The organism is Nocardioides sp. NPDC006303, assembly GCF_040613175.1.
Lineage (GTDB): Bacteria > Actinomycetota > Actinomycetes > Propionibacteriales > Nocardioidaceae > Nocardioides.
This window is the reverse complement of the sequence record NZ_JBEXRR010000016.1, coordinates 92,448-116,660: the sequence shown is the minus strand read 5'-3', so window position 1 is coordinate 116,660 and position 24,213 is coordinate 92,448. Positions and strand designations below refer to the sequence as shown.

Annotated in this window: 22 protein-coding genes; 14 read left to right on the top strand and 8 right to left on the bottom strand. The window is 70.3% G+C overall.

Annotated elements, in window-relative coordinates; genetic code table 11:
- Window positions 1-141: 141 nt before the first annotated feature.
- Window positions 142-1,068 carry an alpha/beta hydrolase gene (locus ABZY89_RS14655; protein WP_355228235.1) on the top strand — a complete coding sequence of 309 codons (927 nt, stop codon included), beginning with the start codon at window positions 142-144 and terminating at the stop codon, window positions 1,066-1,068.
- A 7-nt stretch (window positions 1,069-1,075) separates the two neighbouring features.
- Here ABZY89_RS14655 and ABZY89_RS14650 read toward each other — a convergent pair whose 3' ends face one another.
- Window positions 1,076-1,849: a carbonic anhydrase family protein gene (locus ABZY89_RS14650; RefSeq protein WP_355228233.1), complete on the bottom strand. Its 774-nt coding sequence runs from the start codon at window positions 1,847-1,849 to the stop codon at window positions 1,076-1,078.
- Window positions 1,850-1,969: 120 nt separating this feature from the next.
- On the opposite strand from ABZY89_RS14650, the gene ABZY89_RS14645 reads away from it, so the two are divergent.
- Window positions 1,970-2,344, top strand: coding sequence for a VOC family protein (locus ABZY89_RS14645; protein WP_355228231.1), 375 nt, complete (start codon window positions 1,970-1,972; stop codon window positions 2,342-2,344).
- A gap of 13 nt (window positions 2,345-2,357) precedes the next feature.
- Here ABZY89_RS14645 and ABZY89_RS14640 read toward each other — a convergent pair whose 3' ends face one another.
- Window positions 2,358-3,125, bottom strand: coding sequence for an IclR family transcriptional regulator (locus ABZY89_RS14640; RefSeq protein WP_355228229.1), 768 nt, complete (start codon window positions 3,123-3,125; stop codon window positions 2,358-2,360).
- A gap of 164 nt (window positions 3,126-3,289) precedes the next feature.
- Between ABZY89_RS14640 and aceB the strand changes: the two genes are divergently transcribed.
- From aceB to ABZY89_RS14595, 9 genes are all read left to right on the top strand, one after another.
- Entirely contained in the window at window positions 3,290-4,879 is a 1,590-nt protein-coding gene (aceB, locus tag ABZY89_RS14635) for a malate synthase A (RefSeq protein ID WP_355228227.1), read from the top strand.
- Window positions 4,876-6,132 (top strand): aldolase/citrate lyase family protein, encoded by a 1,257-nt coding sequence (locus tag ABZY89_RS14630; protein ID WP_355228226.1) that lies wholly within the window; start codon window positions 4,876-4,878, stop codon window positions 6,130-6,132. Before aceB ends, ABZY89_RS14630 begins: the two co-directional genes overlap by 4 nt.
- Before the next feature lie 41 nt (window positions 6,133-6,173).
- The gene (locus ABZY89_RS14625; protein WP_355228224.1) at window positions 6,174-6,641 is read left to right on the top strand and encodes a helix-turn-helix domain-containing protein; all 468 of its coding nucleotides are present in this window, start codon (window positions 6,174-6,176) and stop codon (window positions 6,639-6,641) included.
- Window positions 6,642-6,743: 102 nt separating this feature from the next.
- Window positions 6,744-7,250, top strand: coding sequence for a 2-oxo-4-hydroxy-4-carboxy-5-ureidoimidazoline decarboxylase (gene uraD / locus ABZY89_RS14620; protein ID WP_355228223.1), 507 nt, complete (start codon window positions 6,744-6,746; stop codon window positions 7,248-7,250).
- Window positions 7,247-7,579, top strand: coding sequence for a hydroxyisourate hydrolase (uraH, locus tag ABZY89_RS14615; protein WP_355228221.1), 333 nt, complete (start codon window positions 7,247-7,249; stop codon window positions 7,577-7,579). The genes uraD (ABZY89_RS14620) and uraH overlap by 4 nt, the downstream gene beginning before the upstream one ends.
- Before the next feature lies 1 nt (window position 7,580).
- Complete coding sequence (gene pucL, locus ABZY89_RS14610; protein ID WP_355228220.1) at window positions 7,581-8,501, top strand: factor-independent urate hydroxylase; 921 nt, start codon at window positions 7,581-7,583, stop codon at window positions 8,499-8,501.
- A gap of 9 nt (window positions 8,502-8,510) precedes the next feature.
- Window positions 8,511-9,923, top strand: a complete 1,413-nt coding sequence (locus ABZY89_RS14605; protein ID WP_355228218.1) for a nucleobase:cation symporter-2 family protein — start codon at window positions 8,511-8,513, stop codon at window positions 9,921-9,923.
- A 90-nt stretch (window positions 9,924-10,013) separates the two neighbouring features.
- A complete protein-coding gene (locus ABZY89_RS14600) occupies window positions 10,014-10,247 on the top strand; it encodes a ribbon-helix-helix domain-containing protein (protein WP_355019402.1) in 234 nt (77 codons plus the stop codon).
- Window positions 10,244-10,486, top strand: a complete 243-nt coding sequence (locus ABZY89_RS14595) for a hypothetical protein (protein ID WP_355019401.1) — start codon at window positions 10,244-10,246, stop codon at window positions 10,484-10,486. The genes ABZY89_RS14600 and ABZY89_RS14595 overlap by 4 nt, the downstream gene beginning before the upstream one ends.
- Before the next feature lie 191 nt (window positions 10,487-10,677).
- Here ABZY89_RS14595 and ABZY89_RS14590 read toward each other — a convergent pair whose 3' ends face one another.
- The 6 genes from ABZY89_RS14590 to ABZY89_RS14565 all read right to left on the bottom strand — a co-directional run bounded on the left by ABZY89_RS14590 (window position 10,678) and on the right by ABZY89_RS14565 (window position 20,494).
- The gene (locus ABZY89_RS14590) at window positions 10,678-11,994 is read right to left on the bottom strand and encodes a guanine deaminase (protein ID WP_355228216.1); all 1,317 of its coding nucleotides are present in this window, start codon (window positions 11,992-11,994) and stop codon (window positions 10,678-10,680) included.
- A gap of 8 nt (window positions 11,995-12,002) precedes the next feature.
- Window positions 12,003-12,845: a xanthine dehydrogenase accessory protein XdhC gene (xdhC, locus tag ABZY89_RS14585; RefSeq protein ID WP_355228215.1), complete on the bottom strand. Its 843-nt coding sequence runs from the start codon at window positions 12,843-12,845 to the stop codon at window positions 12,003-12,005.
- A 4-nt stretch (window positions 12,846-12,849) separates the two neighbouring features.
- Entirely contained in the window at window positions 12,850-15,234 is a 2,385-nt protein-coding gene (gene xdhB / locus ABZY89_RS14580) for a xanthine dehydrogenase molybdopterin binding subunit (protein WP_355228213.1), read from the bottom strand.
- Complete coding sequence (locus ABZY89_RS14575) at window positions 15,231-16,703, bottom strand: FAD binding domain-containing protein (protein ID WP_355228211.1); 1,473 nt, start codon at window positions 16,701-16,703, stop codon at window positions 15,231-15,233. The genes xdhB and ABZY89_RS14575 overlap by 4 nt, the downstream gene beginning before the upstream one ends.
- Window positions 16,700-18,655: a 2-oxo-4-hydroxy-4-carboxy-5-ureidoimidazoline decarboxylase gene (gene uraD, locus ABZY89_RS14570; protein WP_355228209.1), complete on the bottom strand. Its 1,956-nt coding sequence runs from the start codon at window positions 18,653-18,655 to the stop codon at window positions 16,700-16,702. Before uraD (ABZY89_RS14570) ends, ABZY89_RS14575 begins: the two co-directional genes overlap by 4 nt.
- Window positions 18,656-18,961: 306 nt before the next feature.
- Window positions 18,962-20,494 (bottom strand): helix-turn-helix domain-containing protein, encoded by a 1,533-nt coding sequence (locus ABZY89_RS14565; protein ID WP_355228208.1) that lies wholly within the window; start codon window positions 20,492-20,494, stop codon window positions 18,962-18,964.
- A 198-nt stretch (window positions 20,495-20,692) separates the two neighbouring features.
- On the opposite strand from ABZY89_RS14565, the gene ABZY89_RS14560 reads away from it, so the two are divergent.
- From ABZY89_RS14560 to gcl, 3 genes are read left to right on the top strand one after another with little or no spacing between them, the layout of a single operon-like run.
- Window positions 20,693-21,514 carry a TIM barrel protein gene (locus ABZY89_RS14560; protein ID WP_355228206.1) on the top strand — a complete coding sequence of 274 codons (822 nt, stop codon included), beginning with the start codon at window positions 20,693-20,695 and terminating at the stop codon, window positions 21,512-21,514.
- A 22-nt stretch (window positions 21,515-21,536) separates the two neighbouring features.
- On the top strand, window positions 21,537-22,430 hold the full coding sequence (locus ABZY89_RS14555) for a 2-hydroxy-3-oxopropionate reductase (protein ID WP_355228204.1): 894 nt from the start codon (window positions 21,537-21,539) through the stop codon (window positions 22,428-22,430).
- 1 nt (window position 22,431) lies between these two features.
- Window positions 22,432-24,207, top strand: a complete 1,776-nt coding sequence (gene gcl, locus ABZY89_RS14550; protein WP_355228203.1) for a glyoxylate carboligase — start codon at window positions 22,432-22,434, stop codon at window positions 24,205-24,207.
- Window positions 24,208-24,213: the final 6 nt, after the last annotated feature.

The following is a 24,213-nucleotide window of genomic DNA, read 5'->3' as shown; positions in this document are numbered from 1 at the left end:
GCATGGGAGGGAAGGAACGTTCCCAGGCAAAAGCTGGCCGCTTTTGAGGTCCTTCGAAACGGTGGAAGTTGGTGTGTGCCGGAGGCGGATGCCCCCGGTGCGGACCGGACGGACCGGCCGCCAGTACGGAGGAGAGACTCCATGGTCACCAAGTTGGACGTCACATTCGACAGCGCAGGGATTCAGATCGCTGCACACCTCTACGTCCCCGCAGGCGCCAGCAATGCGCCCGCCATCGTCGTCGGTCACCCGGGGACGGGAGTCAAGGAACAGGCTTCGGGCCTGTACGCCTCACGGCTGGCCGAGCAGGGCTTCGTGACGGTCGCCTATGACGCGGCGTACCAGGGCGCCAGCGGTGGCCTTCCCCGAGGGCTGGAGGACCCGGCTCAGCGCATCGAGGACATCAAGGCGGCCGTCTCCTTCTTGACCACCCGCCCCGAAGTGGACAGCGAGAGCATCGGGGTGCTCGGCATCTGCGCGTCGGGCGGCTACTCGCTCCCTGCGACGGCCAGCGACCACCGGATCAAGGCGCTCGGGACCGTCTGCGCTGCCGATGTCGCCCGCCAGTTCCGTGTCGGCGCCAACGGCACCCAGGACCCAGCCGTGTTCCAGGCGATGCTCGACGGCGCCGCGGCTGCCCGTACGGCCCGCGCCAACGGCGACGACCCCGGGGTTCTGCCGCTCTTCCCGGCGACGGCGGACGAGGCGCGAGCGATCGGGGGCGAGCACGCGGCCGAGGGCTTCGACTACTACTGCACCCCGCGTGCCGATCACGAGCGAGCCGCCAAGGCATTCGACTGGACGAGCGTCGACAAGATGACGACGTTCGACGCGTTCGCGCAGGTGCCGCTGATCGGGCAGCGACCGCTTCTCATGGTGGTCGGCACCCGCGCGGAGACGGCGTGGATGTCGATCGAAGCCTTCCAGCGGGCGGTGGGGCCGAAGGAAGTCTTCTGGGTCGAGGGCGCCAGCCATGTGGATCTCTACGACAAGGAGCCGTACGTCGGTGCAGCCGTGGAGAGGCTGGGCGCCTTCTTCACCCAGAACCTCGGCGCTCCGGTCAGCTGATCAGACGCTAGAGGAGACCGCGGTCGCTCAGTACGACGCGGTCGTTGATGTCCTGGACGTCGCGGCGGTTGCCGGTGGGAAACATGGTGCGGAACCGGTCGATCTGGCGGGGTGAGGCGGTGATGGGGTCGGTGAGCATGACCCACTGGACGTGCTCGGTATACGGCGCGGTCGTCAACGAGCCGTCGTAGCGGTAGGACGTGTGCCGACGGGGCAGGAGGGCGCCGACGTCGATGTGCCCGACGTGGTCGGCGGTCGAGCACTCGGAGACCAGGTGGTTGTAGAGGCTGCCGAGGGTCGCGTTGGTGCGGCCCGGGCGGACCCAGACGCCGACGACGAGGGTGTGGCCGGAGGCGTCCTGGTGCACGAAGTGCATCTCGATCGGGTAGTCCCGGGCGGAGAGCAGATGCTCGCTCGGGGTGTGCCAGTGGAACTGCACCAGGCCGTACGTCACGCCGCCCATCTCGAGCGAGCCGGTCCCGGGCGGGAGCTCGGCGCGTACGGTCTCCTCGTCTCCGCGGACGGTGCAGCCGTCGGGCTCGTCGGCGTCCTCGCGGATGTACTTCATCGTGACGGTCGCGTCGTGGGGATAGTGGACGTGCAGGGCGGGTAGGTGTGCCTGTTGGGTGCCGCCGCGGTAGATGCCGATGGGGCTCTGGTGCGGTGGGCCGGAGGAGGTCGCGGATGCGGCCGCTGACGAGGACAGAGCGGTGAGCCCCGCGATGGCGGCGGCTCCCTGGAGCAGTGCGCGACGGTTCAGCCCGACGGTGGTGCGCAACATGGAGATCTCCCGAGATCGACCGGGTCGATGTGACCCGTGGACCGCAATACGTACCACGAATTGCGGTCGGCAGCGTCGTGTCAGCGACCTAGAGTCGTGATGAGGGAAGAGGAGAATCCGATGAGCGTCCAGCTGAACCACACGATCGTCCACGCCTCCGACCGGGACGCGATGGCGACCCATCTGACCGAGATCCTCGGGCTTCCGGAGGCCCAGGTCTTCGGCCCGTTCCGGGTCGTCGAGCTCACCAACCAGGTCAGCCTCGATGTGGTGGAGGACCAGGACTTCCGGCCGCAGCACTACGCGTTCAAGGTGTCCGAGACCGAGTTCGACGAGATCTTCGGGCGGATCCAGGAGCGCGGCATCACCTACTGGGCCGACCCCTTCCATCGGCGGGAGGGCCAGATCAACCACAACGACGGCGGTCGCGGCGTCTACTGGGAGAGTCCCGACGGGCACAACCTCGAGATCATCACGGTGCCGTACGGCGGCTGATCGTCTACGCAGCTCAGGCCAGGTCGGCGGCCAGCTGCTTGCCGGCCTCGGTGAGCAGCGGGACGGCGCGCTCGATGAGCTCGTCGCTCATTCGCCCGGTGGGTCCGCTGATCGACATCGCCAGGCGCGGGGCGTAGTCGGGGACGGCGACGGCGACGCAGCGTACGCCTGCCTCCTGCTCGCCCTCGTCGATGGCGTAGCGGCGCTCGCGGACCTGCTCGAGCTGGTCGAGGTAGTCATCGCGCGAGGTGATCGTGGTCGAGGTGTAGGGGACCATGTCGGTGCGCCGGAGGATGTCGCGGACCTGGTCGGGATCCATGTCGGCGAGGATCGCCTTGCCGACGGCGGTGCAGTGCGGGGACACCCGGCGGCCGACCTCGGTGAACATACGCATCGACTGGCGCGACTCGGTGTGCGCGACGTAGACGATCTGGTCGCCGTCGAGCATCGCCAGGTTGGCCGACTCGCCGACCTCGTCGACGAGCCGGGTGAGGTGCGGGCGGGCCCAGGTGCTGAGCATGCGCGAGGAGCTCTCGCCGAGCCGGATCAGCTTGGGGCCGAGGACGTACTGCCGGTTGGCCTCCTGGCGGAGGTAGCCCAGGTCGACGAGGGTGCGCACCAGCCGGTGGATGGTCGGCAACGGCAGGCCGGAAGCGGCAGCAAGCTGGGAGAGCCCCATGGTCCCGCCGGCGTCGGCCATCGTCTCCAGCAGCGCGAAGGCACGCTCGATCGACTGCACGGCCCCGGTGCGTGCCTTCGGCGCCTTCTCGTTCTCGCTCACCTGAGCTCCCCGATCTATGGGTACTGTCTTCCGGATGACGGAAGTCTAACGTCGTGTAGAGGAAATCTGGCTGGTTGCGTCCCTTGTCTGGCCGGATTAATATCCGCAATGCGGAAAGAAGAATCCATTCAAAGGAAAACCGAAGCCCTGGGAGGGTGGAGCTCGTGAACATTCAGATCACCGGTGGCGAGGTCGAGCGAGGAGCCGAGATCCTCACCCCCGACGCCCTCGACTTCGTCGCGGAGCTGCAGCGACGGTTCGGGGCCCGCCGAGACGAGCTCCTGGCCGCCCGCCGAGTGCGCCGCGAGGAGGTCGCCCGCACCGGCCGGCTCGACTTCCTGCCCGAGACTGCCGACGTCCGTACCGGCGACTGGACCGTGGCGGCGGTGCCCGAGGACCTCCAGGACCGCCGCGTCGAGATCACCGGCCCGACGGACCGGAAGATGACGATCAACGCCCTCAACTCCGGGGCGCGGGTCTGGCTGGCCGACATGGAGGACGCCAGCACGCCGCACTGGAGCAACGTGGTCGGCGGCCAGGTGAACCTGTACGACGCCGTGCGGCGCCAGATCTCGGCGATGTCCCCGCAGGGCAAGCTCTACGAGCTCAAGCAGGACCAGCGGCTGGCCACGATCGTGATGCGCCCGCGCGGCTGGCACTTCGACGACCTGCACGTCCTGGTCGACGGCAAGCCGGTCGTCGGCGCCCTGGTCGACTTCGGGCTCTACTTCTTCCACAACGCCCGCGAGCTCGTGGAGCGCGGCAGCGGGCCGTACTTCTACCTCCCCAAGATGGAGAGCCACCTCGAGGCGCGGCTGTGGAACGACGTGTTCACCTTCGCGCAGGCGGAGCTCGGGATCCCGCACGGCACCGTGCGCGCGACCGTGCTCATCGAGACGATCCCGGCCGCGTTCGAGATGGACGAGATCCTCTACGAGCTGCGCGACCACGCCTCGGGGCTCAACGCCGGCCGGTGGGACTACCTGTTCAGCCTGATCAAGTACTTCCGCGACGCCGGGCCCTCGTTCGTGCTGCCCGACCGGGCGACGGTGGGGATGACCTCGCCGTTCATGCGTGCGTACGCCCAGCTGCTGGTGAAGACCTGCCACCGCCGCAACGCCCACGCCATCGGCGGCATGGCGGCCTTCATCCCGAGCCGCCGGGACCAGGAGGTCAACGCCGTCGCCTTCGCCAAGGTCCGTGAGGACAAGGAGCGCGAGGCCGGCGACGGCTTCGACGGCTCCTGGGTGGCCCACCCCGACCTGGTCCCGATCTGCCGCGAGATCTTCGATGGTGTTCTCGGCGACCGACCGAACCAGGTCGACCGGCAGCGCGACGATGTCGAGGTGCGCGCCGAGGACCTCCTCGACGTCGCCTCCGCAGGCGGCACGATCACCCTTGCCGGGCTGCACGACAACGTCGAGGTCTCGCTGGTCTACCTCGACGCCTGGCTCCGTGGCGCCGGCGCCGTCGCCATCCACAACCTGATGGAGGACGCCGCCACCGTCGAGATCTCCCGCTCGCAGATCTGGCAGTGGGTGCACAACGGGTCCAAGCTCGACGACGGGACCCTGGTGACCGCGGAGCTCGTACGCCGGGTCCTGGACGAGGAGATGTCCAAGCTGTTCGCAGCGGCCGACGGGATCGAGCACCGTCTGGAGCAGGCCCGCACCATCTTCGAGGAGGTCGCGCTCGCCGACGACTATGTCGACTTCCTGACCCTGCCGGCCTACGAGCAGGTGGTGGGGGTATGAGTCACCTCGAGGATCTCGCCAACCGGCTCGACCGGGCGCTCGCCGGCGCCGATGCCGCGCTCGCCGCGAGCTATCCGGGGGATCGTGGCGTACGTCAGCCGGTGCACACCGTGTACGTCCCGGGCGACCGTTACGACGAGAAGACCGTCGCCGAGTGGTCCGCCGAGTCCGGCCGGGTGCTGGCCGAGCACGGGGGTTCGGCTGCCGAGGTCGCGGACTCTTTCGACCTGGAGCCCGGCTTGGCGGACGAGATCTACGATCGCGTGACGGCCAAGCTGGCCGCCGAGCCGATCGAGGACCTGCGGATCGACTTCGAGGACGGCTACGGCGCTCGGCCCGACGAGGACGAGGATGCCGCCGTGGTGGCGGCCGCCCGGGCGCTCGCCGCCACCGTTCGTGACGGCTCCGCGACGCCGTTCCACGGCATCCGGCTCAAGTCGTTCGAGGCCCCGACGCGACACCGCGGGCTGCGTACGCTCGACCTCTTCCTCGGCGAGCTCGTCCGAGAGGGCGGCCTGGGCGCCGGCTTCGTCATCACGCTGCCCAAGGTGACCTCCGTCGAACAGGTCACCGCGATGGTCACCGCCCTGGACGCGCTCGAGGCGGTTCACGGCATCGGGGCCGAAAGTCTTCGGTTCGAGATCCAGGTCGAGACGCCGCAGGCGATCCTCGGCTCCGACGGCACGGCGCTGATCGCACGGATGATCGCCGCCGGCGCCGGCCGGGTCACCGGCCTGCACTACGGGACCTACGACTACTCCGCATCGCTCGGGGTCGCGGCCGCTTTCCAGAGCATGGAGCACCCGGTCGCCGACCATGCCAAGGACGTGATGCAGGTGGCCGCCGCCGGCACCGGCGTCTTCGTCTCGGACGGCTCGACCAACGTGCTTCCGGTCGGGGACCCCGATGCGGTACGCGCGGCGTGGCGGCTCCACTCACGCCTGGTGAGCCGGTCGCTGGCCCGCGGGATCTACCAGGGCTGGGACCTGCATCCGGCCCAGCTGCCCAGCCGCTACATCGCGACCTACGCGTTCTTCCGGGACGGGCTCGAGGTCGCCTTTGCCCGCCTGCGGGCGTACGTCCACGGCGGCGACTCCAGCTATCTCGACGAGCCCGCCACCGCTGCCGCGCTCGCCGCGTTCGTGCTGCGTGGCGTGGAGTGCGGTGCCGTCGCGGCCGACGAGGTCGAGACGCTCGCCGGGATCGACCGGGCCAAGCTGGCCGAGCTCGCTCGTCGGCGGATCACCGCCTGAGGATCCCGATGGCATGGCGGCAGGCTGGGTAGCCTGCCGCCATGCGCGTCGAAGCCGAGTTCACCACCGAACCGTTCCGTGGCGAGGGCGAGCCTCCCGAGCACGCGACGGCGGCGCTCGCGGCCGCCCGCGAAGCCGGTCTGGAGTGTGACTTCGGGCCGTTGGGCACGTCGATGCGCGGCGAGCGGGACGCGGTCCTGGCCACGCTGGCCGAGGTGGTGGCCGCGGGCCTGGACCATGGCGCCGACCAGATCACCTTCCAGGTCCGGGTCGAAGGACACAGCGCATCGCGGCGTACGGCCAGCGGGTTGGACGCACTGCTCGCCGAGGTCGCCGAGAGCCTCGGCGGCGACCTGGCAGCTCTGGACCGCCAGGGGAAGCAGCGCGCCGTGCGACTGCTGGAGGAGCGCGGCGCCTTCGACTACCGCAAGAGCGCGGAGATCGTGGCGGCGGCGCTCGGCGTCACCCGGTTCACGGTCTACAACTACCTGAACCGCGAACGGGAGTAGTCCTCCCAGACTTTTCAACAAACTGTTGACTGTGACGAGAGACACATGCAATCGTTGTTGCTGTACGGAAATTAGTTTCCGCATAGCGAGAGAGAACGGTTCATGGATCTCCAGAGCTTCAACGCATCACCGGCGGACGTCGTACGGCCCGTGCTGCAGGCCTGCTGCGACGCTCCGAGCTGGGTCGCCGCGGTCCTGGCCGGGCGCCCCTACACCAACGAGACCGACGTCATCCGGGCCGCCGACGAGGCGGCCCGACGGTTCACCGCGGCCGACGTCGACCAGGCGCTGGCCGCCCACCCCAGGATCGGGGAGCGCGCCGAGGGCGAGCACGCCGAGGCTGCCTGGTCGCGGCGCGAGCAGGCAGCGGTCGGCACCGACCAGGCCACGGCACAGGCCCTCGCCGAGGGCAACCGGGCCTACGAGGAGCGCTTCGGCCGGGTCTTCCTGATCTGCGCCACGGGCCTCTCGGCCAGCCAGGTCCTGGCCTCCCTCCGCGACCGACTCGGTCACGAGCACGACGAGGAGGCGGCCGTGGTCGCCGACGAGCTCCGCCGGATCGCGCTGCTCCGCCTAGAGCGGGTCCTCACCGCCGAGGTCTCCGCATGACCAGCGCCATCACCACCCACGTACTCGACACCGCGCTCGGTCGCCCGGCCGCCGGTGTCCCGGTCCGGCTCAGCCGGATCGACGATTCAGACCATGTCCTCGCCGACGCCGTCACCGACGACGACGGCCGGGTGACCGACCTGGGACCCGATCAGGTCCCGGCCGGCACCTATCAGCTCCGGTTCGGCACCGCCGCCTACTACGCGGCGACCGGTCAGGAGTGCTTCTACCCGCAGGTCTCCGTCACCTTCGCGGTCACCGACCGGCGGCACCACCACGTGCCACTTCTGCTGAGCCCGTTCGCCTACTCCACCTACCGAGGGAGCTGACATGCCCATTCGTCTTGGACCCAACCAGTACGGCAAGGCCGAGAACCGCGTCGTACGCATCTACCGCGACACTCCTCGCCACCAGATCCGCGACCTCAACGTCTCCACCGCGCTGCGCGGAAGCTTCGACGACGCCCACACCAGCGGCGACCAGAAGGACGTACTGCCGACCGACACCCAGAAGAACACGGTCTTCGCCTACGCGAAGGAGATCGGCGTCGCCTCGATCGAGGAGTTCGCACTGGCTCTCGCCGACCGCTACCTCGAGGCCTGCCCAGCCGCCGAGGGCGCCCGGGTCGAGATCGACGAGTACGCCTGGGACCGGATCCAGGTCGACGGCGCGGGTCACGACCACTCGTTCGTCCGCTCGGGTGGCGGCGTACGGACCACCGTGGTGAATGTCGACGGCCGCGGTGAGGACCGGGTCGCCCATGTGGTGTCCGGCATCAAGGACCTGGTCGTGCTCAAGTCGACTGGCTCGGAGTTCCACGGCTTCCTCAAGGACGAATACACGACCCTGCAGGAGACCACCGACCGGATCCTGGCGACCTCGCTCGTCGCCCGGTGGCGCTATGACGCTGTGCCGATCTCGAGGGGCGAGGTCGACTGGGACAAGGCGTACGACTCCATCCGGGCCCTGCTGCTGCAGCGGTTCGCGGAGATCCACAGTCTCGCGCTGCAGCAGACCCTCCACGGGATGGGCACCTCGGTGCTCGAGCAGCACGGTGACGTCGCCGAGATCAAGTTCTCTGCGCCCAACAAGCACCACTTCCTCTCCGACCTCTCGCCGTTCGGCCTGGACAACCCCGGCGAGGTCTTCTTCGCCGCGGACCGGCCCTACGGCCTGATCGAAGCCTCGGTCGTACGCGACGAGGCCCCCGATGCCGGCAACGCCTGGCACGCCATCCCCGGATTCTGCTGAGGCCCGGCCATGTTAGGTCGCAGGAGGCAGGCCACCGCGCCGATCACGACACGACCTGAGGACGAGCGGCATCCGCCGGGCCAGCTCCTCGCCTACGGCACGCAGCACATCCTGACGATGTACGGCGGCGTGATCGCGCCGCCGCTCATCGTCGGGGGTGCCGCCGGCCTGTCGGGCACGGACCTGGCGCTGCTGGTGACCGCGGGGCTCTTCGTGTCGGGCTTCGCCACGCTGCTGCAGACGCTCGGCCTCGGGCCGTTCGGCAGCCGGCTACCGATCGTGCAGGGCATCTCGTTCGCCAGCGTGTCGACGATGGTCACCATCGCCAGCGAGGCCGGGCTGCGCCCGGTCTTCGGCGCGATCATCGTCGCCGGCCTGATCGGGCTGGTGCTCTCCTCGTTCTTCGCCCAGCTGGTCAGGCTCTTCCCAGCGGTCGTCACCGGCACGATCATCACGGTCATCGGCCTCTCGCTGATGCCGGTGGCGTTCCGGTGGGCGATGGGCAACGACGCGGAGGCGCCGGACTACGGGTCGATGACCAACATCGCGTACGCCGGGCTGACGCTGCTCATCATCCTGGTGATCAGCCGGGTGTTCCAGGGTGCGATCTCACGCCTCTCGATCCTCATCGGAATCGTCGTCGGTACGGTGATCGCGACGGTTGCCGGCCGGGCCGACTTCTCCTCGGTGGGCGAATCCGATCTGGTCGCGCTCCCGCCGGTCCTGCACTTCGGTGGCCCGACGTTCGAGGTCGGCGCGATCGTCTCCATGACCATCGTGGTGCTGGTGATCATGACCGAGACGACCGCGGACATCCTGGCGATCGGCGAGATCGTGGAGACCGACGTGGACACCAAGCGCGTCGCCCGCGGCCTCCGCGCCGACATGGCCGCCACGACCGTCGCCCCGCTGTTCGGCACGTTCCCGTGCAGTGCGTTCGCGCAGAACGTCGGGCTGGTGGCTTTGACGGGTGTTCGGAGCCGGTACGTCGTGGCGACCGGTGGTCTCGTCCTTCTGCTCCTCGGGCTGCTGCCGGTCGTCGGAGCGGTGGTGGCCGCGATCCCGTATCCCGTGCTCGGCGGTGCCGGCATCGTGCTGTTCGGCTCGGTCGCCGCGAGCGGGATCCGTACGCTCTCGCGCGTCGACTACGAGGACAACCTGAACATGGTGATCGTCTCCGTGGCGATCGCCGTCGGGATCCTGCCGATCGCGGCGCCGACCTTCTGGGACGCCTTCCCGGAGTGGCTCGGGGTCATCATGCACTCCGGCATCAGCGCCACCGCCCTGGTCGCCGTCGTGCTCAACCTGCTGTTCAACGAGATCACCGTCGGCAACCGCTCCGGCGCCTCGGTCTTCGCCGCCTCCCAGGATTCGCGTGAAGGCTTCGGTGACCGGCTCGACGACGACATCGATCGGTCGTGATCGGCTGAGGATTGCCGTACGTCGCAGCGCCCGCCCCGGTAGACAGGGCGGGCGCTACCGCTATCCCGATTTTCGTCATACGATTTCCTTATGGGCACTGACGAGCAGATCCAGAAGTGGGCGGACGAGGCCGAGGCGGGTTACGACGTCGAGGAACTGAAGCGTCGCGGGCGCGGTCGCCCGGGGCGGGGCGCCGAGCCGATGCAGGTCGTCGCCGTCCGTCTCACCGCCGAGGAGCTCGAAGCCTTGGATGCGCTGGCCGAACGAGAGCACTTGTCCCGATCCGAGGCGATCAGGCGTGCCCTGGCCGGTTACGCCGCGTGAAAGTCCATCCCAGCGCGCTCAAGCATGGCGTGGCGCATGAGGACGCGGTACAGGCGGCTGACTGGTCGCAGTGGATCGAGCCACTCGAGGAAGACGACTGGCCACACCGTGAGCTGCGCCTCGGCTTCGACACCCGGGCGCGCCTGCTCGAGACAGTTGTGCTGATCTTCGAAAGCGGCGACGAGATGGTCATCCACGCGATGCCGGCCCGAAAGCAGTACTGGGACTTGCTGCCCTGAGCACGGTGCCTGCTTGTTTGCTGAGGAATTGCCGTACGTCGCAGCGCCCGCCCCGGTTGGGGCGGGCGCTACCGCTCTCCGGAGGTCGAGTCGGCCCGTCCTCACCTGAAAGCGCGCCGAGTCGGCTTGTCATGACGAGCCGACTCGGCGTGATTTTTCGTCAGGATGCGCCGACTCGGCCTCGGGGAGGGTCAGCCGACAAGGACGCGGGCCGCCTCTCCCGGGTCGGGGGCGTTGACGAGCTCGCCCTCGATCCAGACGCTGCGTACGTCGGCGGGGGTGCCGAGGGCGAACATCTTGGCCAGGGCGTCGCCGGGGTCGGCGGCGTGGGTGAGGCCGACGTCGAGGGGTGTGCTCGCGGCCGGCTTGATCCATTGGGCGTCGAAGCGGCGGCCGACGCAGAAGTCGCCTACCGCGGCGCCCAGGCCGAGGGCCTCGGCGCCGGCACGCGTGGCGAGGTGGAGGAGGTGGGCGGGGGTCAATGGGTGACCGGCCTCGCCGAGGAGCTGCTGGGCGACGTACGCACTCAGGCCCTCCTTGAGCAGGGAGAACCCGGTGCCGGCGCCGACGTCGGAGCCCATCGCGACGCGTACGCCGTGGGCGCGGTGGCGGGCCAGCGGGAAGAGGCCGCTGCCGAGGGCGGCGTTGCTGGAGGGGCAGTGCGCGACGGCCGCACCGCGGGCGGCCAACAGAGCGAGCTCGGGGTCGGTCGGGTGCACGTTGTGCGCCAGGACGGTGCTGGTGCCGACCAGGCCGTGCCGGTCGTAGGAGGTCACGTAGTCGCAGCCGAAGAGCGCCTCGACGGTCTCGATCTCGCGGGTGTTCTCGTTGACGTGAGAGGTCAGCATCGCCCCCGGCACGGCGTTCAGCACGTCGGCGCAGGCCGCGAGCAGCGGGTCGGAGCACGACAGCGAGAAGCGCGGGGTCACGGCGTAGCGGGCCCGGCCGACCCCGTGCCACCGGGCAGCGAGCGCAAGAGACTCCTCGCGTGCCCGGTCCGGGTCGGTGAACAGGTCCTCGCGGATGAGCCGGTCGCTGACCACGAGGCCGCTGGTGATCCGCAGACCGACGCGGGCGGCCTCGGCGAAGACGGTGTCGACCGCGGGCGCGAAGTGGCTGCCGAAGACCAGCGCGGTGGTCGTGCCGGCGCCGACCAGGCCGCGTACGAAGTCGCTGGCCACGCCCTCGGCGTAGGCCGGGTCGGCCAGGCGCGCCTCCTCGGGGAGGGCGCACTGGTCGAGCCAGTCGAGCAGCGGCATGCCGAGGCCGCCGATGACGCGTACCTGCGGGAAGTGCACGTGGGTGTCGACGAATCCGGGCAGCACGAAGCCGCCGGAGAGGTCGACGACCTCCTCCTGGGGGTGCTGGCGATGCAGGTCGGCATAGCTGCCGCGGGCGCGGATCACGCCGTCGCGTACGAGCAGCGCGCCGTCCTGCTCCGTGCGGAGCCGACCGCCGGTGAAGGGGTCGTCGGGAGTGTCGAGGAAGGTTCCTCGGAAGAGCGTCATCGTGAGGTTCACCTTGATTGTTGTTCGGTTGCCGCGGGCTCGCCCGCGAAGATCTGGAGCAGCCGGGCCGCGACGCTGACAGCGATCGTGGCCGGCTCCTTGCCGCCGAGATCGGGAAGTCCGATGGGTGTGGTGATGCGGGCGATCGCCTCGGGGGTGTGGCCCTCGTCAGCGAGCTTCGCCCGGAACCGGCTCCACTTGGCGCTCGAGCCGATCAGCCCGATCGACGCCAGATGCCCGTCGCCCGTCGTGAACGTACGCAGCGCAGCGTCGCACAGCGCGGCGTCCTCGGCGTGATCATGGGTCATGACCAGGACGTGGGTGCCCTCGGGCAGCTCGCCGATGACGAGCTCGGGCAGGACCGGCACCTGGTGGACGTGGATGCCGGCGACGGCGTCGTCCAGCCCCCGTAGCTGCTCGGGCTCGAGCTGGGCGGAGCGGGAGTCGACCAGGTGCAGCTCGAGATCGTGGCGGGCGAGGATGCGCGCCAGCTCGAGCCCGACGTGGCCCATCCCGAAGATGGCCACGGACGGTACGACGGGCAACGGCTCGAGCAGCAGCTCGACCTCGCCACCACAGCACTGGACACCGTGCTGGTAGGGCGCCTTGTCGGAGAGCGACACCTTCAGGGTCTCCGGCACCGCACGGTCCTCGGTGAGCATCGCGCGGGCGCGCTCGATCGCGACCGCCTCGAGGTTGCCGCCACCGACGGTGGCCCAGGTGTGGTCGGCCGAGACGACCATCTTCGCCCCGGCCTCCCGCGGCGAATGACCGCGGACGGACGTCAGGGTCACCAGTACGCCGGGGACCCGCTGCTCGCGCAGCCGCTGGACGGCTTTCAGCCACTCCATGTCGTCACCTCCCGCTCACCAGGGCCGGCTCGGCACCGATGTCGCTGGGCGCGGGGGCCTGGGGCGTACGTGCTTTGTCGAGCGCCCAGTAGACCGCCTCCGGCGTCGCCGGGGAGGCCAGGTCGACGCTGATGCCGGCCGGGCCGAAGGCGGCGGCCGCCTCGCGCAGCGCCTCGCGTACGGAGAAGGCGAGCATCAGCGGGGGCTCCCCGACGGCCTTGGAGCCGTAGACGGCGCCCTCCTCGTGGGCCTTCTCGAGCAGCTTCACCCGGAAGTCCTCGGGCATCTCGGAGAAGCTCGGCAGCTTGTAGGTGCTCGCCGCCTGCGTCGCCAGCCGGCCCCGGTTGGGTCCGTCGGAGGTGTCCCAGCGCAGGTCCTCCAGGGTCAGCCAGCCGGCGCCCTGCACGAAGCCGCCCTCGATCTGGCCGATGTCGATCAGTGGGCTCAGGCTGTCACCGACGTCGTGGACGATGTCGACGCGCCGCAGCGTGTAGGCACCGGTGAAGCCGTCGACCTCGACCTCGGAGGCCGCGACCCCGTTGGCGAAGTACTTGAACGGCTCACCCTGCATCACGTTGGGGTCCCAGTGCAGGCCCTCGGTGCGGTAGAAGCCGGCCGCCCACAGCTGCACCCGCTGGTGGTACGCGACGTTGACCAGCTCGTTCCAGCCGATCTCGCCGGAAGCGGGGGAGAGACCGTGGACGACACCGTCGTCGAAACGTACGTCCTTGGGGCTGATCCCCAGACGACCGCCGGCGACCTGGGCGAGCCGCTCGCGGATCTGCTCGCAGGCGTTCTTGATCGCTGCCCCGTTGAGGTCGGCGCCGGAGCTGGCCGCGGTCGCCGAGGTGTTGGGCACCTTGTCGGTGCGCGTCGGTGCCAACCGGACCCGGGAAAGCGGCAGGCCGAGCGCGGTGGCGGCCACCTGGAGCATCTTGGTGTGCAGGCCCTGGCCCATCTCGGTGCCGCCGTGGTTGATCAGCACCGAACCGTCCTTGTAGACGTGCACGAGGGCGCCGGCCTGGTTGAAGGCGGTGAGGTTGAACGAGATGCCGAACTTCACCGGCGTCATCGCCAGGCCCCGCTTGGTGTGCGGATGGACGCGGTTGAACTCCGCGATCTCCGCGCGCCTCCGCGCGACCTCGCCGGACGAGGCGACCTGGTCCCAGCAGGCCGCCAGCCGGTCGGCCTGGCGCACGGGCTGGCCGTAGGGCGTGGTCTGGTCCTGCTGGTAGAAGTTGCGGCGGCGCAGCTCGAGCGGTTCGATGCCGAGCAGCGGTGCGCACCGGCCGAGCAGGTCCTCCATGACAAGCATGCCTTGCGGTCCGCCGAAGCCGCGGAAGGCGGTCTGCGAGGTCTTGTTGGTGCGCGCGACCCGGCCGTCGACACGGATGTCGGGCACCCAGTAGGCGTTGTCGATGTGGCACAGCGCGCGGGCCAGCACCGGCTCGGAGAGGTCGAGGCTCCAGCCGCCGTCGGCGGTGAGCGTGGCCTCCAGGCCGAGGATGTGGCCCTCGTCGTCGAACCCGACGCGCCAGGTGCTGTGGAAGCCGTGGCGCTTGCCGGACATGGTGATGTCCTGGGTGCGGTTGAGACGCAGCCGCACCGGACGCCCGGTCAGGGTGGCGCCCAACGCGGCGATGGCCGCGTAGCCGTGCGGCTGCATCTCCTTGCCACCGAACGCGCCGCCCATCCGCAGGCACTGGACGGTGACCTCGTGGCTCGGGACGCCGAGCACGTGGGCGACGATCTCCTGGGTCTCGGAGGGGTGCTGGGTGCTGCTGTGCACCAGCACCTGACCACCCTCGTCGACCAGGGCCAGCGAGACGTGGGTCTCGAGGTAGAAGTGCTCCTGACCGGCGAACTCGAACTCGCCCTCGAAGACATGGGCGGCGTTCTCGAGGGCCGCCGTGACGTCGCCGCGCTCGAGGTTGCGCGGGGTGCCCTGGAAGCTCTCCGCCGCGATCGCCTCGGTCACGGTGACCAGCGAGGGCAGCGGCTCGTAGTCGACCTCGACCGCCGCCGCGCCCAGCCGGGCGGCCTCCTGGGTCTCGCCGAGCACCCAGCACACCGCGTGGCCGTGGAACATCACCTCGGTCGGGAAGAGCGGCTCGTCGTGCTTGACGCCCGCGTCGTTGATGCCGGGTACGTCATCGGCGGTCAGCACCCGGACGACCCCCGGGACCGCGTACGCCGGTTCGGTGCGAAGCGCGGTGACCAGGGCGTGCGTGTGCGGGGCCTGGACCGGCCAGGCGTGCAGCGTGCCGGCGATCCGCCCGACCAGGTCGTCGGTGTAGAGCGCCTCGCCGGTGACGTGCAGCGCGGCACTCTCGTGGGGCAGCGGGATCCCGACGATCGGGTTCGCGGGGCGTTCGGACAGGGCGCTCATGCCGGCACCTCCTGACGGTGGGTCTCTGGGTGGGTGTGGAACAGGCGCAGCAGGGACTGGCCCAGCATCGCCGAGCGGTAGGACGCGCTGGCGCGGTGGTCGTCCATCGGTGTGCCCTCGCCTGCCAGGACGGCCGCGGCGCGGCGTACGGTCTCCTCGGTCCAGGGCCGGCCGACCAGGGCGTCCTCGGTGGCGACGGCACGCAGCGGGGTGGCCGCGACGCCGCCCAACCCGATCCGGGCACGGGCCACGGTGCCGTCGGCGATCTCGAGCGCGTAGCCGACGGCCACGCTGGAGATGTCGTCGAAGCGGCGCTTGGCGATCTTGTGGAAGCCGACGAGCGGGGCCAGCGGCAACGGGAGCCGTACGCTGCGGATCAGCTCGTCCGCGGCCCGGACCGTCTCGCGGTAGCCGGTGAAGTAGTCGGCCAGCGGGACGACCCGCTCGCCGCGCGGCGAGGCCAGGACGACGTCGGCGTCGAGCGCCAGCAGCGCCGGCGGGGCGTCGCCGATGGGCGAGGCGGTGCCGATGTTGCCGCCGATCGTCGCGCCGTTGCGGATCAGGCGCGAGGCGAACTGCGGGAACAGCTCGGCCAGGAGCGGGACCCGGCCGTCGAGGCGGCGCTCGATCTCGGTCAGGGTGAGCGCGGCGCCGATCTCGATCGTGTCGTCGCCGACCGTGAGCGCGCGGAGCTCGGGCAGCCGGTCCACCGCCACGACCAGCGGCGCCCGGCGGCCGCGGATGTTGACCTCCACACCCCAGTCGGTCGAGCCGGCGACGACCTGCGCCTCCGGCCGCTCGGTGAGCAGGGTGAGGGTCTCGGCAAGGGTCGCGGGACGTACGAACTCGGCGCCGTCGACGGCGATCCGGGTCGGGCGCGGGGCGGGCGGCGGTGCCTGGCGGCGGGCCGCGAGGGCGTCGTCCTCGTCAGGTGCGCCCAGGGCGTACGCCGCGTCGCGGATCGGTCGGTAGCCGGTACAGCGGCACAGGTTGCCGCTCAATGCGTGCAGGTCGACCCCGTTCGGGCCGTGCTCGTGGTCGCACGACCCTGCCTCGGCATCGGCGGTCCGCCCAGGGCGGTAGAACTCCGCCGCCAGGCTGCAGACGAACCCGGGGGTGCAGTAGCCGCACTGCGACCCGCCGCGTACGGCGATCTCCTGCTGGACCGGGTGGAGGTCGCTGCTGGTGCCGAGGCCCTCGCTGGTGACCAGCTCCTGGCCGTCGAGCGCGGCGACCGGGACCAGGCAGGCGTTGACGGCGGTCCACTCGGTCGCGGTGTCGGTGCCGGGGCGGGCGACCAGCACCGAGCAGGCGCCGCACTCGCCCTCGGCGCAGCCCTCTTTGGCGCCGGTGAGGCCGCGGTCGCGCAGCCAGTCGAGGGTGGTGGTGTGGGTGGCGACCCCGGTCAGGGGCACCTGGTCCCCGTTGACCGTGACACATGGGACACCGGGGGCGCTGGGCGTTGTCATGACTGGCTCCGGATCGGGTTGCGGGTGCGGGCGCTGTGGATCGGGTTCGCGTCGCGCAGGAAGTCGTCGAAGCGGTGGCCGGCGATCTTGGCGATCTCGATCAGCGCGGCGGCGTGCTCCTGCCGTTCGCAGTTGCCGAGCCGCGACCGGCCCTCGGCGAGGATCCGGTCGAGCGAGTCGGAGTCGCGTACGGAGATGACCAGCGGGAAGCCGAACCGCTCGTGGTAGGCGTCGGTGAGCGAGGCCAGTGTCTCCTGGTCCGGCTCGGCCAGGTGGGTCAGGCCGCGCGAGGACTGGTCGCGCAGCGACTCCTCGCCGACCATCCCGTCGGAGACCAGGCGTGAACCGAGCTCGGGGTAGGCCTCGATCAGCTCGCGCTGCTCCTCGACGGAGCCGCTGAAGAGCGCGTCCTGGAAGGCGCGGCGCAGGGCGTGCGTGTCGGCGAACGGACGCTGCTCCCAGGCCCGCTCCACCATCCACCGAGGCCCCTGGAAGAGACCGTCGAACGTCTCCACGAACTCCGTACGTCCCATCTGGTTGACCTGGTCGAGCCGGACGCCCTCGCCGGGCTGGCCGGCGACGGCGGGGCCGTAGTCCGGGCCGACATGGTGGAACAGGATGTTGAGCAGGATGGCGGTGAGGCTGCCGAGGGTGATGCCGCTGCCGAAGATGATCTCGGCCCAGCCCGGGACGGCCTGGGCGACCTCGGGCTGCGCGGTGACGTACATCGCCAGGCCGACGCTGGTTGCCACGATGACCACGTTGCGGTGGTCGCGGAAGTCGACCTTGCTGAGCGTCTGGAAGCCGACGACCGCGACGGTCGCGAACATCGCCAGGGCGGCGCCGCCGAGGACCGGGTGCGGGATGCCGGCGACGATCGCACCGACCTTGGGGAGCAGCCCGATCAGGACCATGATCAGGCCCGCGGCGGCGACGACCCAGCGGCTCTTGACCCGGGTCAGCCGGACGAGGCCGACGTTCTCGGCGAAGCAGGTGTAGGGGAAGGAGTTGAAGACGCCGCCGATGGTGGTGGCCAGGCCGTCGGCGCGCAGGGCGCGGGCGATGTCCCTGCGGCCGATCCGCTTCTCGACGATCTCGCCGGTGGCGAAGACGTCACCGGTGGTCTCGACGGCGGTGATCAGCATGACGACGATCATCGACACGATCGCGGCGGCGGAGAACTGTGGCCAGCCGAAGTGGAACGGGGTGGTCACCCCGACCCAGTCGGAGGAGGCCACGGCGTCGAAGTGGGCGTCCCCGAGGGCCCAGGCGACCAGGGTGCCGACGACCAGGCCGACGAGCACCGCGACGGTGGCCATGAAGCCCTTGAAGACCCGCTGGATGACCACGATCAGGGCCAGCGTGCCCAGGGCGTACGCCAGGTTGCGGCCGCTCGTGGGGTCCGAGGTCGGCCCGGCGCCACCGGTCGCGTCCGCTGCGGCGACGGGGAGCAGCGCGATGCCGATGATGGTGATCACCGAGCCGGTCACGACCGGCGGGAAGAACCGGATCAGCCGACTGAAATAGGGGGCGATGAAGAAGGTTGCCAGACCGGCGACGATCACCGCGCCGTAGATGACGAGCAGCCCGTCGGTGCCGCCGCCCGCCGCGAGCCCGATCGCGATCATCGGCGAGACGGCGGTGAAGGTGACACCCTGCAGCAGCGGCAGGCGTACGCCGACCTTCCAGAAGCCGACCGACTGGATGATCGAGGCGATGCCGCAGGTGAACAGGTCGGCGTTGATCAGGTGGATCAGCTCCTGCTGACTCAACCCGATGGAGTTGGCGAGCAGGATCGGGACGATCACCGCCCCGGCGTAGAACGCGAGCACGTGCTGGAGGCCGTAGACGGCGAGCTTGCCCGCCGGGAGGACCTCGTCGACGGGGTGAATGGGGCGGCCACCGTCCTTCTTCTGGGGCCTTATCGACCTCAGGACTGCTCTCGCGTTCATCCTCACACCTTTCTCGGGGGAGCCCTGGTGGGCAGGTGAGCTGTGACTTACCCCACAGCCTGGTCTCTTCGGGCCCCGAGCGGCACCCGCCGATCATCCGAAGATGGGGTCGTCGCGGATATGGCCTTTGTGTGATGCTCCAGAATGACGTACGGCTGGTTTCCGAGTGGTTTCCGTGGCGTGAAACAGCGCTCTGGCATCGCGTGTAACACGCTGTTCGTAGGACTTTCCGGTCGTTCCAGTAGGGCGAGTAGTCCTACGAACGACGTGTTACACGGCGGCGGCCCCAGCGCGTTGCGAGTTCGTTCACAGCGATCTGAGGGCGAGGAAGACGTCGACCCGGTCCTCCATCGTGGTCAGGTCACGCCCGGTCAGCTCCTCGACCCGGGAGATCCGGTAGCGCACGCTGTTGACGTGGAGGTGGAGCGACTCCGCCGTACGCGTCCATGACCCGGCGTACGTCAGGAACCGGTCGAGCGTCGGCACCAGATCGCTGCCGGTGCGCTGGTCGTGCTCGAGGACGGGGCCGAGGACGCGCTGCGCGTAGGTGCGGCGGATGTCGTCGGGGACCGTGGCGAGCAGCAGTACGTGTGAGGTGACCTCCTCAGAGCTGGACAGCGCGACCGCTCCGCCGCCGGAGCGGGCGACCCGGTGCGCGAACCGGGCCTCCTCGAGCGCCCCGGCCAGCGCGTCGACGCCGCTCTCGCCGCTCAGTCCGACCGACAGCGAGCCGCGGACCAGGGCCGGCGCCAGCCGGGTGAGCGAGCGGCGCAGCTGGTCGGTGAGGTCCGGGCGGGCCGGGAGGAAGGCGACCGCGCAGCCGTCCCGCGCGCTCGCGACCACGGACGGCCCCAGGCCGAGGGCCACGTCCTCGAGCACCGCGGCCACCGCGTCCGGCGGGCCGCCCGGTCCGAGCTCGGCCACAGCGAGCACCAGCGGCCGCTCCGGATCGAGTCCGGACTGGCGTAGCCCGGTCGCGATCTCGGCAGGTGAGGCACCGGCCTCGAGGTGGGCGAGGGTGGCGGCCGCGAGCGGTCGCCGGACGCGGAATCCCTCGTCGCGCCGCGAGCGGTCCAGCGCGGTGATGGCGCCGAACTCGTGGACCATGTCGAGGTCCTCCCGCGGCCAGGTGGTGTGGTCGCCCTCGACCGCGACGGTCCATCCGGTGAGGCGGTCGGCCAGGCCCGATCCGATGGGGAACAGGGAGTAGCTGTGGTCGCCCACCTCGGCCACGGCGGGCAGCAGGTCTGCGGTCAGGAAGCGGCGGGTCAGCGCGTCGATCGTCTCGGGATCGAGCTCTCCCGGTCCAGGTACGACATGGCGACCGCTCGCGGTGAGCACCCGGCACGCGTGGCCGATCTCGGAGGCCACCCGGGCCGCCAGCTCGTCGAGGCTGCGGCCCGAGGCGATGGCGGAGAGGAGCTGGCGCTGACGGGCCAGGCTGGCCGACATCCGGGCGCTCGCACCCGCGGCACCGGCAGCCGCGACGTACTCGGTCACGTCGGCGAACGCCACGTCCCCGGGCACCTCCACCAAGGCGACCTGATGGCGGTGGCAGGCGTCGACGAGGTCGTCGGGAACCGCGCCGAGCAGGGCCGCTCCGGCCAGCAGACAGGTCGCCCCGCCCTCGGCGATCGAGGACACGAACGTCTCGCTGTCCTCCGGTCCGCGCCGCCAGACCAGGCCGGTGAGCACGAGCTCGCCGCCGTTCAGGTAGCGGCCCGGCTCGAGCAGGTCGATCGTGATCGTGCGCCCCACCGGACGCTCGAGCGAGCCCTCGGGCGCGTGCAGGAGTCGCAGGCCCAGGCTGGGCGTCTCCAACAGCTCTGCAAGTAGCACGGTGCCTCCACCGGTCGCCGGTCCATATCGGCCGCGTCTTGGAGGAACGTACAACGCCCGCGCATGTGCACGGGAGGCCCGTTGTCGTTTCTTCACCACTTTGCGGCCGAGTCCTGCTCGGGGTTGACGTGACTCCGCTCACATCCTTATATTTCGAATGTCAGAAATCAAATTCCGCAATACGGAAGGAACGGTGTGATGAACCACCAGCTCCGGTACGAGGTGAACTGCTCGATCCTGTTCACCGAGCTCCCGCTCCTCGAGCGCCCCGCGGCGGTGAAGGCCGCCGGCTTCGACGCGGTGGAGTTCTGGTGGCCATTCGCCGAGGCGGTGCCGTCCGACAAGGACGTGGACTCCTTCGTCGCCGCCGTGCAGGACGCCGGGGTGCACCTGGTCGGCCTCAACTTCTTCGCCGGCGACATGCCCGCCGGCGACCGCGGTCTGGTCTCGTGGCCGGCCCGGTCGGCGGAGTTCCGCGACAACATCGACGCCACGATCGGCATCGGTGAGCGGCTCGGGTGCGCCGCGTTCAACGCCCTCTACGGCAACCGCGTCGCCGGCGTCGCCGCCGAGGCGCAGGACGAGCTCGGCGCCGAGAACCTCGCGCTGGCCGCCCGCGCGGCAGCCCGCATCGGCGGCACCGTGCTGGTCGAGCCGGTCAGCGGTGCTGACCGCTATCCGCTGCTCACCGCCGCGGACGCGATCGCCGCGATCGACCGTGCCGGCGAGGCCAACATCGGCCTGCTCGCCGACCTCTACCACCTCGCCGTGAACGGCGACGACGTCGACGCGGTGATCGCTGCGTACGCCGCTCGCATCGCCCACGTCCAGATCGCCGACGCCCCGGGCCGCAACGAGCCCGGCACCGGCGAGCTCCCGCTCGAGCGGCAGCTCGCCGCGCTCGAGGCGGCAGGGTACGCCGGCTGGGTCGGGCTGGAGTACAAGCCCGCCACGACCTCGGCCGAGAGCTTCGACTGGCTGCCGCGCGAGCGCCGCAGCGCCGCCACCGCCACCCACTGACCACCCCGTAGGAGGGAACATCATGACCAACATCGCCTTCATCGGCCTCGGCATCATGGGCAGCCCGATGGCCGCCCACCTCGTCGACGCCGGTCACACCGTCGCCGGTTTCGACCACAGCCCCGAGCGCACCCAGGCCCTGGCCACGGCGGGCGGCCGCGCGGCCAGCTCGACCGCCGACGCCTGCCGCGACGCCGACGTCGTCTGCGTCATGGTCCCGGACTCGCCCCACGTCGAGGAGGTCCTCACCGCCGAGGGTGGGGTCTTCGAGACCGCCCCGTCCGGCGCGCTGATCATCGACTTCTCCAGCATCCGCCCCGACGTGAGCGCCGCGCTCGCCGAGCAGGCCACGGCGCGTGGCTTCCGCATCCTCGACGCCCCGGTCTCCGGGGGCGAAGCGGGTGCGAAGAATGCGGCCCTCTCGATCATGGTCGGCGGCGCGGCCGACGACTTCGCCACCGCGAAGCCGCTCTTCGACGTCGTCGGCAAGACCATCGTCCACGTCGGCCCGAGCGGCGCCGGCCAGACGGTCAAGGCAGCCAACCAGCTCATCGTCGCCGCCAACATCCAGGCGCTCTCGGAGGCGGTCGTCTTCCTCGAGGCGTACGGCGTGGACACGAAGGCCGCCCTCGAGGTGCTCGGTGGCGGGCTCGCCGGGTCGAGCGTGCTCAACCAGAAGAAGGAGAACATGCTCACCCGCTCCTTCCAGCCCGGCTTCCGGATCGACCTGCACCACAAGGACATGGGAATCGTCACCGCCGCCGCCCGCGAGGCGGGCGTGGTGGTCCCGCTCGGCTCGCTGGTCGCCCAGCTGATGGCGAGCGCGCGGGCCAACGGCGACGGCGGCCTGGACCACTCCGCCCTGCTGCGCGGCGTCGAGCGCCTGAGCGGCTCTGTCATCAAGGGGGAGAACTGACATGGCACGCATGCGCGCGGTCGACGCCGCCGTCCTGATCCTGGAGAAGGAGGGCGCGACCCAGCTGTTCGGCCTCCCGGGTGCCGCGATCAACCCGTTCTACAGCGCGATGCGCAAGCACGGCGGGCTCCGGCACGTGCTCGCCCGCCACGTCGAGGCGGCCTCGCACATGGCCGAGGGCTACACCCGGGCGAAGGCCGGCAACATCGGCGTCTGCATCGGCACCTCCGGCCCGGCCGGCACCGACATGATCACCGGTCTCTACTCGGCCTCCGCCGACTCGATCCCGATCCTGTGCATCACCGGTCAGGCACCGGTCGCGAAGCTCCACAAGGAGGACTTCCAGGCGGTCGACATCGCCTCCGTCGCCGGACCGCTCACCAAGATGGCGGTCACCGTGATGGAGCCCGCCCAGGTCCCGGGCACCTTCCAGAAAGCCTTCCGGGTGATGCGCGAGGGACGTCCCGGCCCGGTCCTGATCGACCTGCCGCTCGACGTCCAGCAGGCCGAGATCGACTTCGACATCGAGACGTACGAGCCCTTGCCGATCGCCAGGCCGACGGCCAGCCGCGCCCAGGCGGAGAAGGCGCTGGCGATGATGCTCGAGGCGGAGCGCCCGCTGATCGTCGCGGGCGGTGGCGTGATCAACGCCGACGCCTCCGACCTGCTGGTCGAGCTCGCCGAGGTCACCGGGGTCCCTGTCGTCCCGACGCTGATGGGGTGGGGCAGCATCGCGGACGACCACCGGCTCAACGCGGGCATGGTGGGGCTGCAGACCTCCCACCGCTACGGCAACGCGACCATGCTGGCCAGCGACTTCGTGCTCGGCATCGGCAACCGATGGGCCAACCGCCACACCGGCTCGGTCGAGACCTACACCCGCGGACGTACGTTCGTGCACATCGACATCGAGCCGACCCAGATCGGCCGGGTCTTCGCGGCGGACTACTCGATCGTCTCCGACGCCCGCGCGGCGCTCGAGGTGCTCGTCGAGGTCGCGAAGGAGTGGGCGGCAGACGGGAAGAACCCGGACCGCACCGCCTGGGCCGAGGAGTGTGCCGAGCGCAAGCGGACCCTGCAGCGCAAGACCCACTTCGACAACGTCCCGATCAAGCCGCAGCGGGTCTACGAGGAGATGAACCGGGCCTTCGGGTCCGGCACACGCTACGTCACCACGATCGGCCTTTCCCAGATCCAGGCTGCCCAGCTGCTGCACGTCTACAAGCCGCGGCACTGGATCAACGCCGGCCAGGCCGGCCCGCTCGGCTGGACCCTGCCGGCCGCCCTGGGGGTTGCGACCGCCGTCCCCGACGGCCAGGTCGTCGCGCTCTCGGGCGACTACGACTTCCAGTTCCTGATCGAGGAGCTGGCGGTCGGTGCCCAGTTCAACATCCCCTACATCCACGTGGTCGTGAACAACTCCTACCTCGGCCTGATCCGCCAGGCCCAGCGTGGGTTCGAGATGGACTACTGCGTCGAGCTCGCCTTCGACAACGTCAACAGCCCCGAGCTCGACGGCTACGGCGTCGACCACCTCAAGGTCGCCGAAGGCCTGGGCTGCAAGGCGATCCGGGTGACCGATCCTGCCGATCTCGGCGCCGCCTTCGAGAAGGCCAAGGCCCTGATGGCCGAATACCGCGTTCCGGTGCTGGTCGAGGTCATCCTCGAGCGCGTCACCAACGTCTCGATGGGCGTCGAGATCGACGGCGTCGTCGAGTTCGAGGAGCTGGCCGAGCGTGGTGAGCACGCCCCGACCGCGCTCGTCCCGCTGGACTGATCGCCC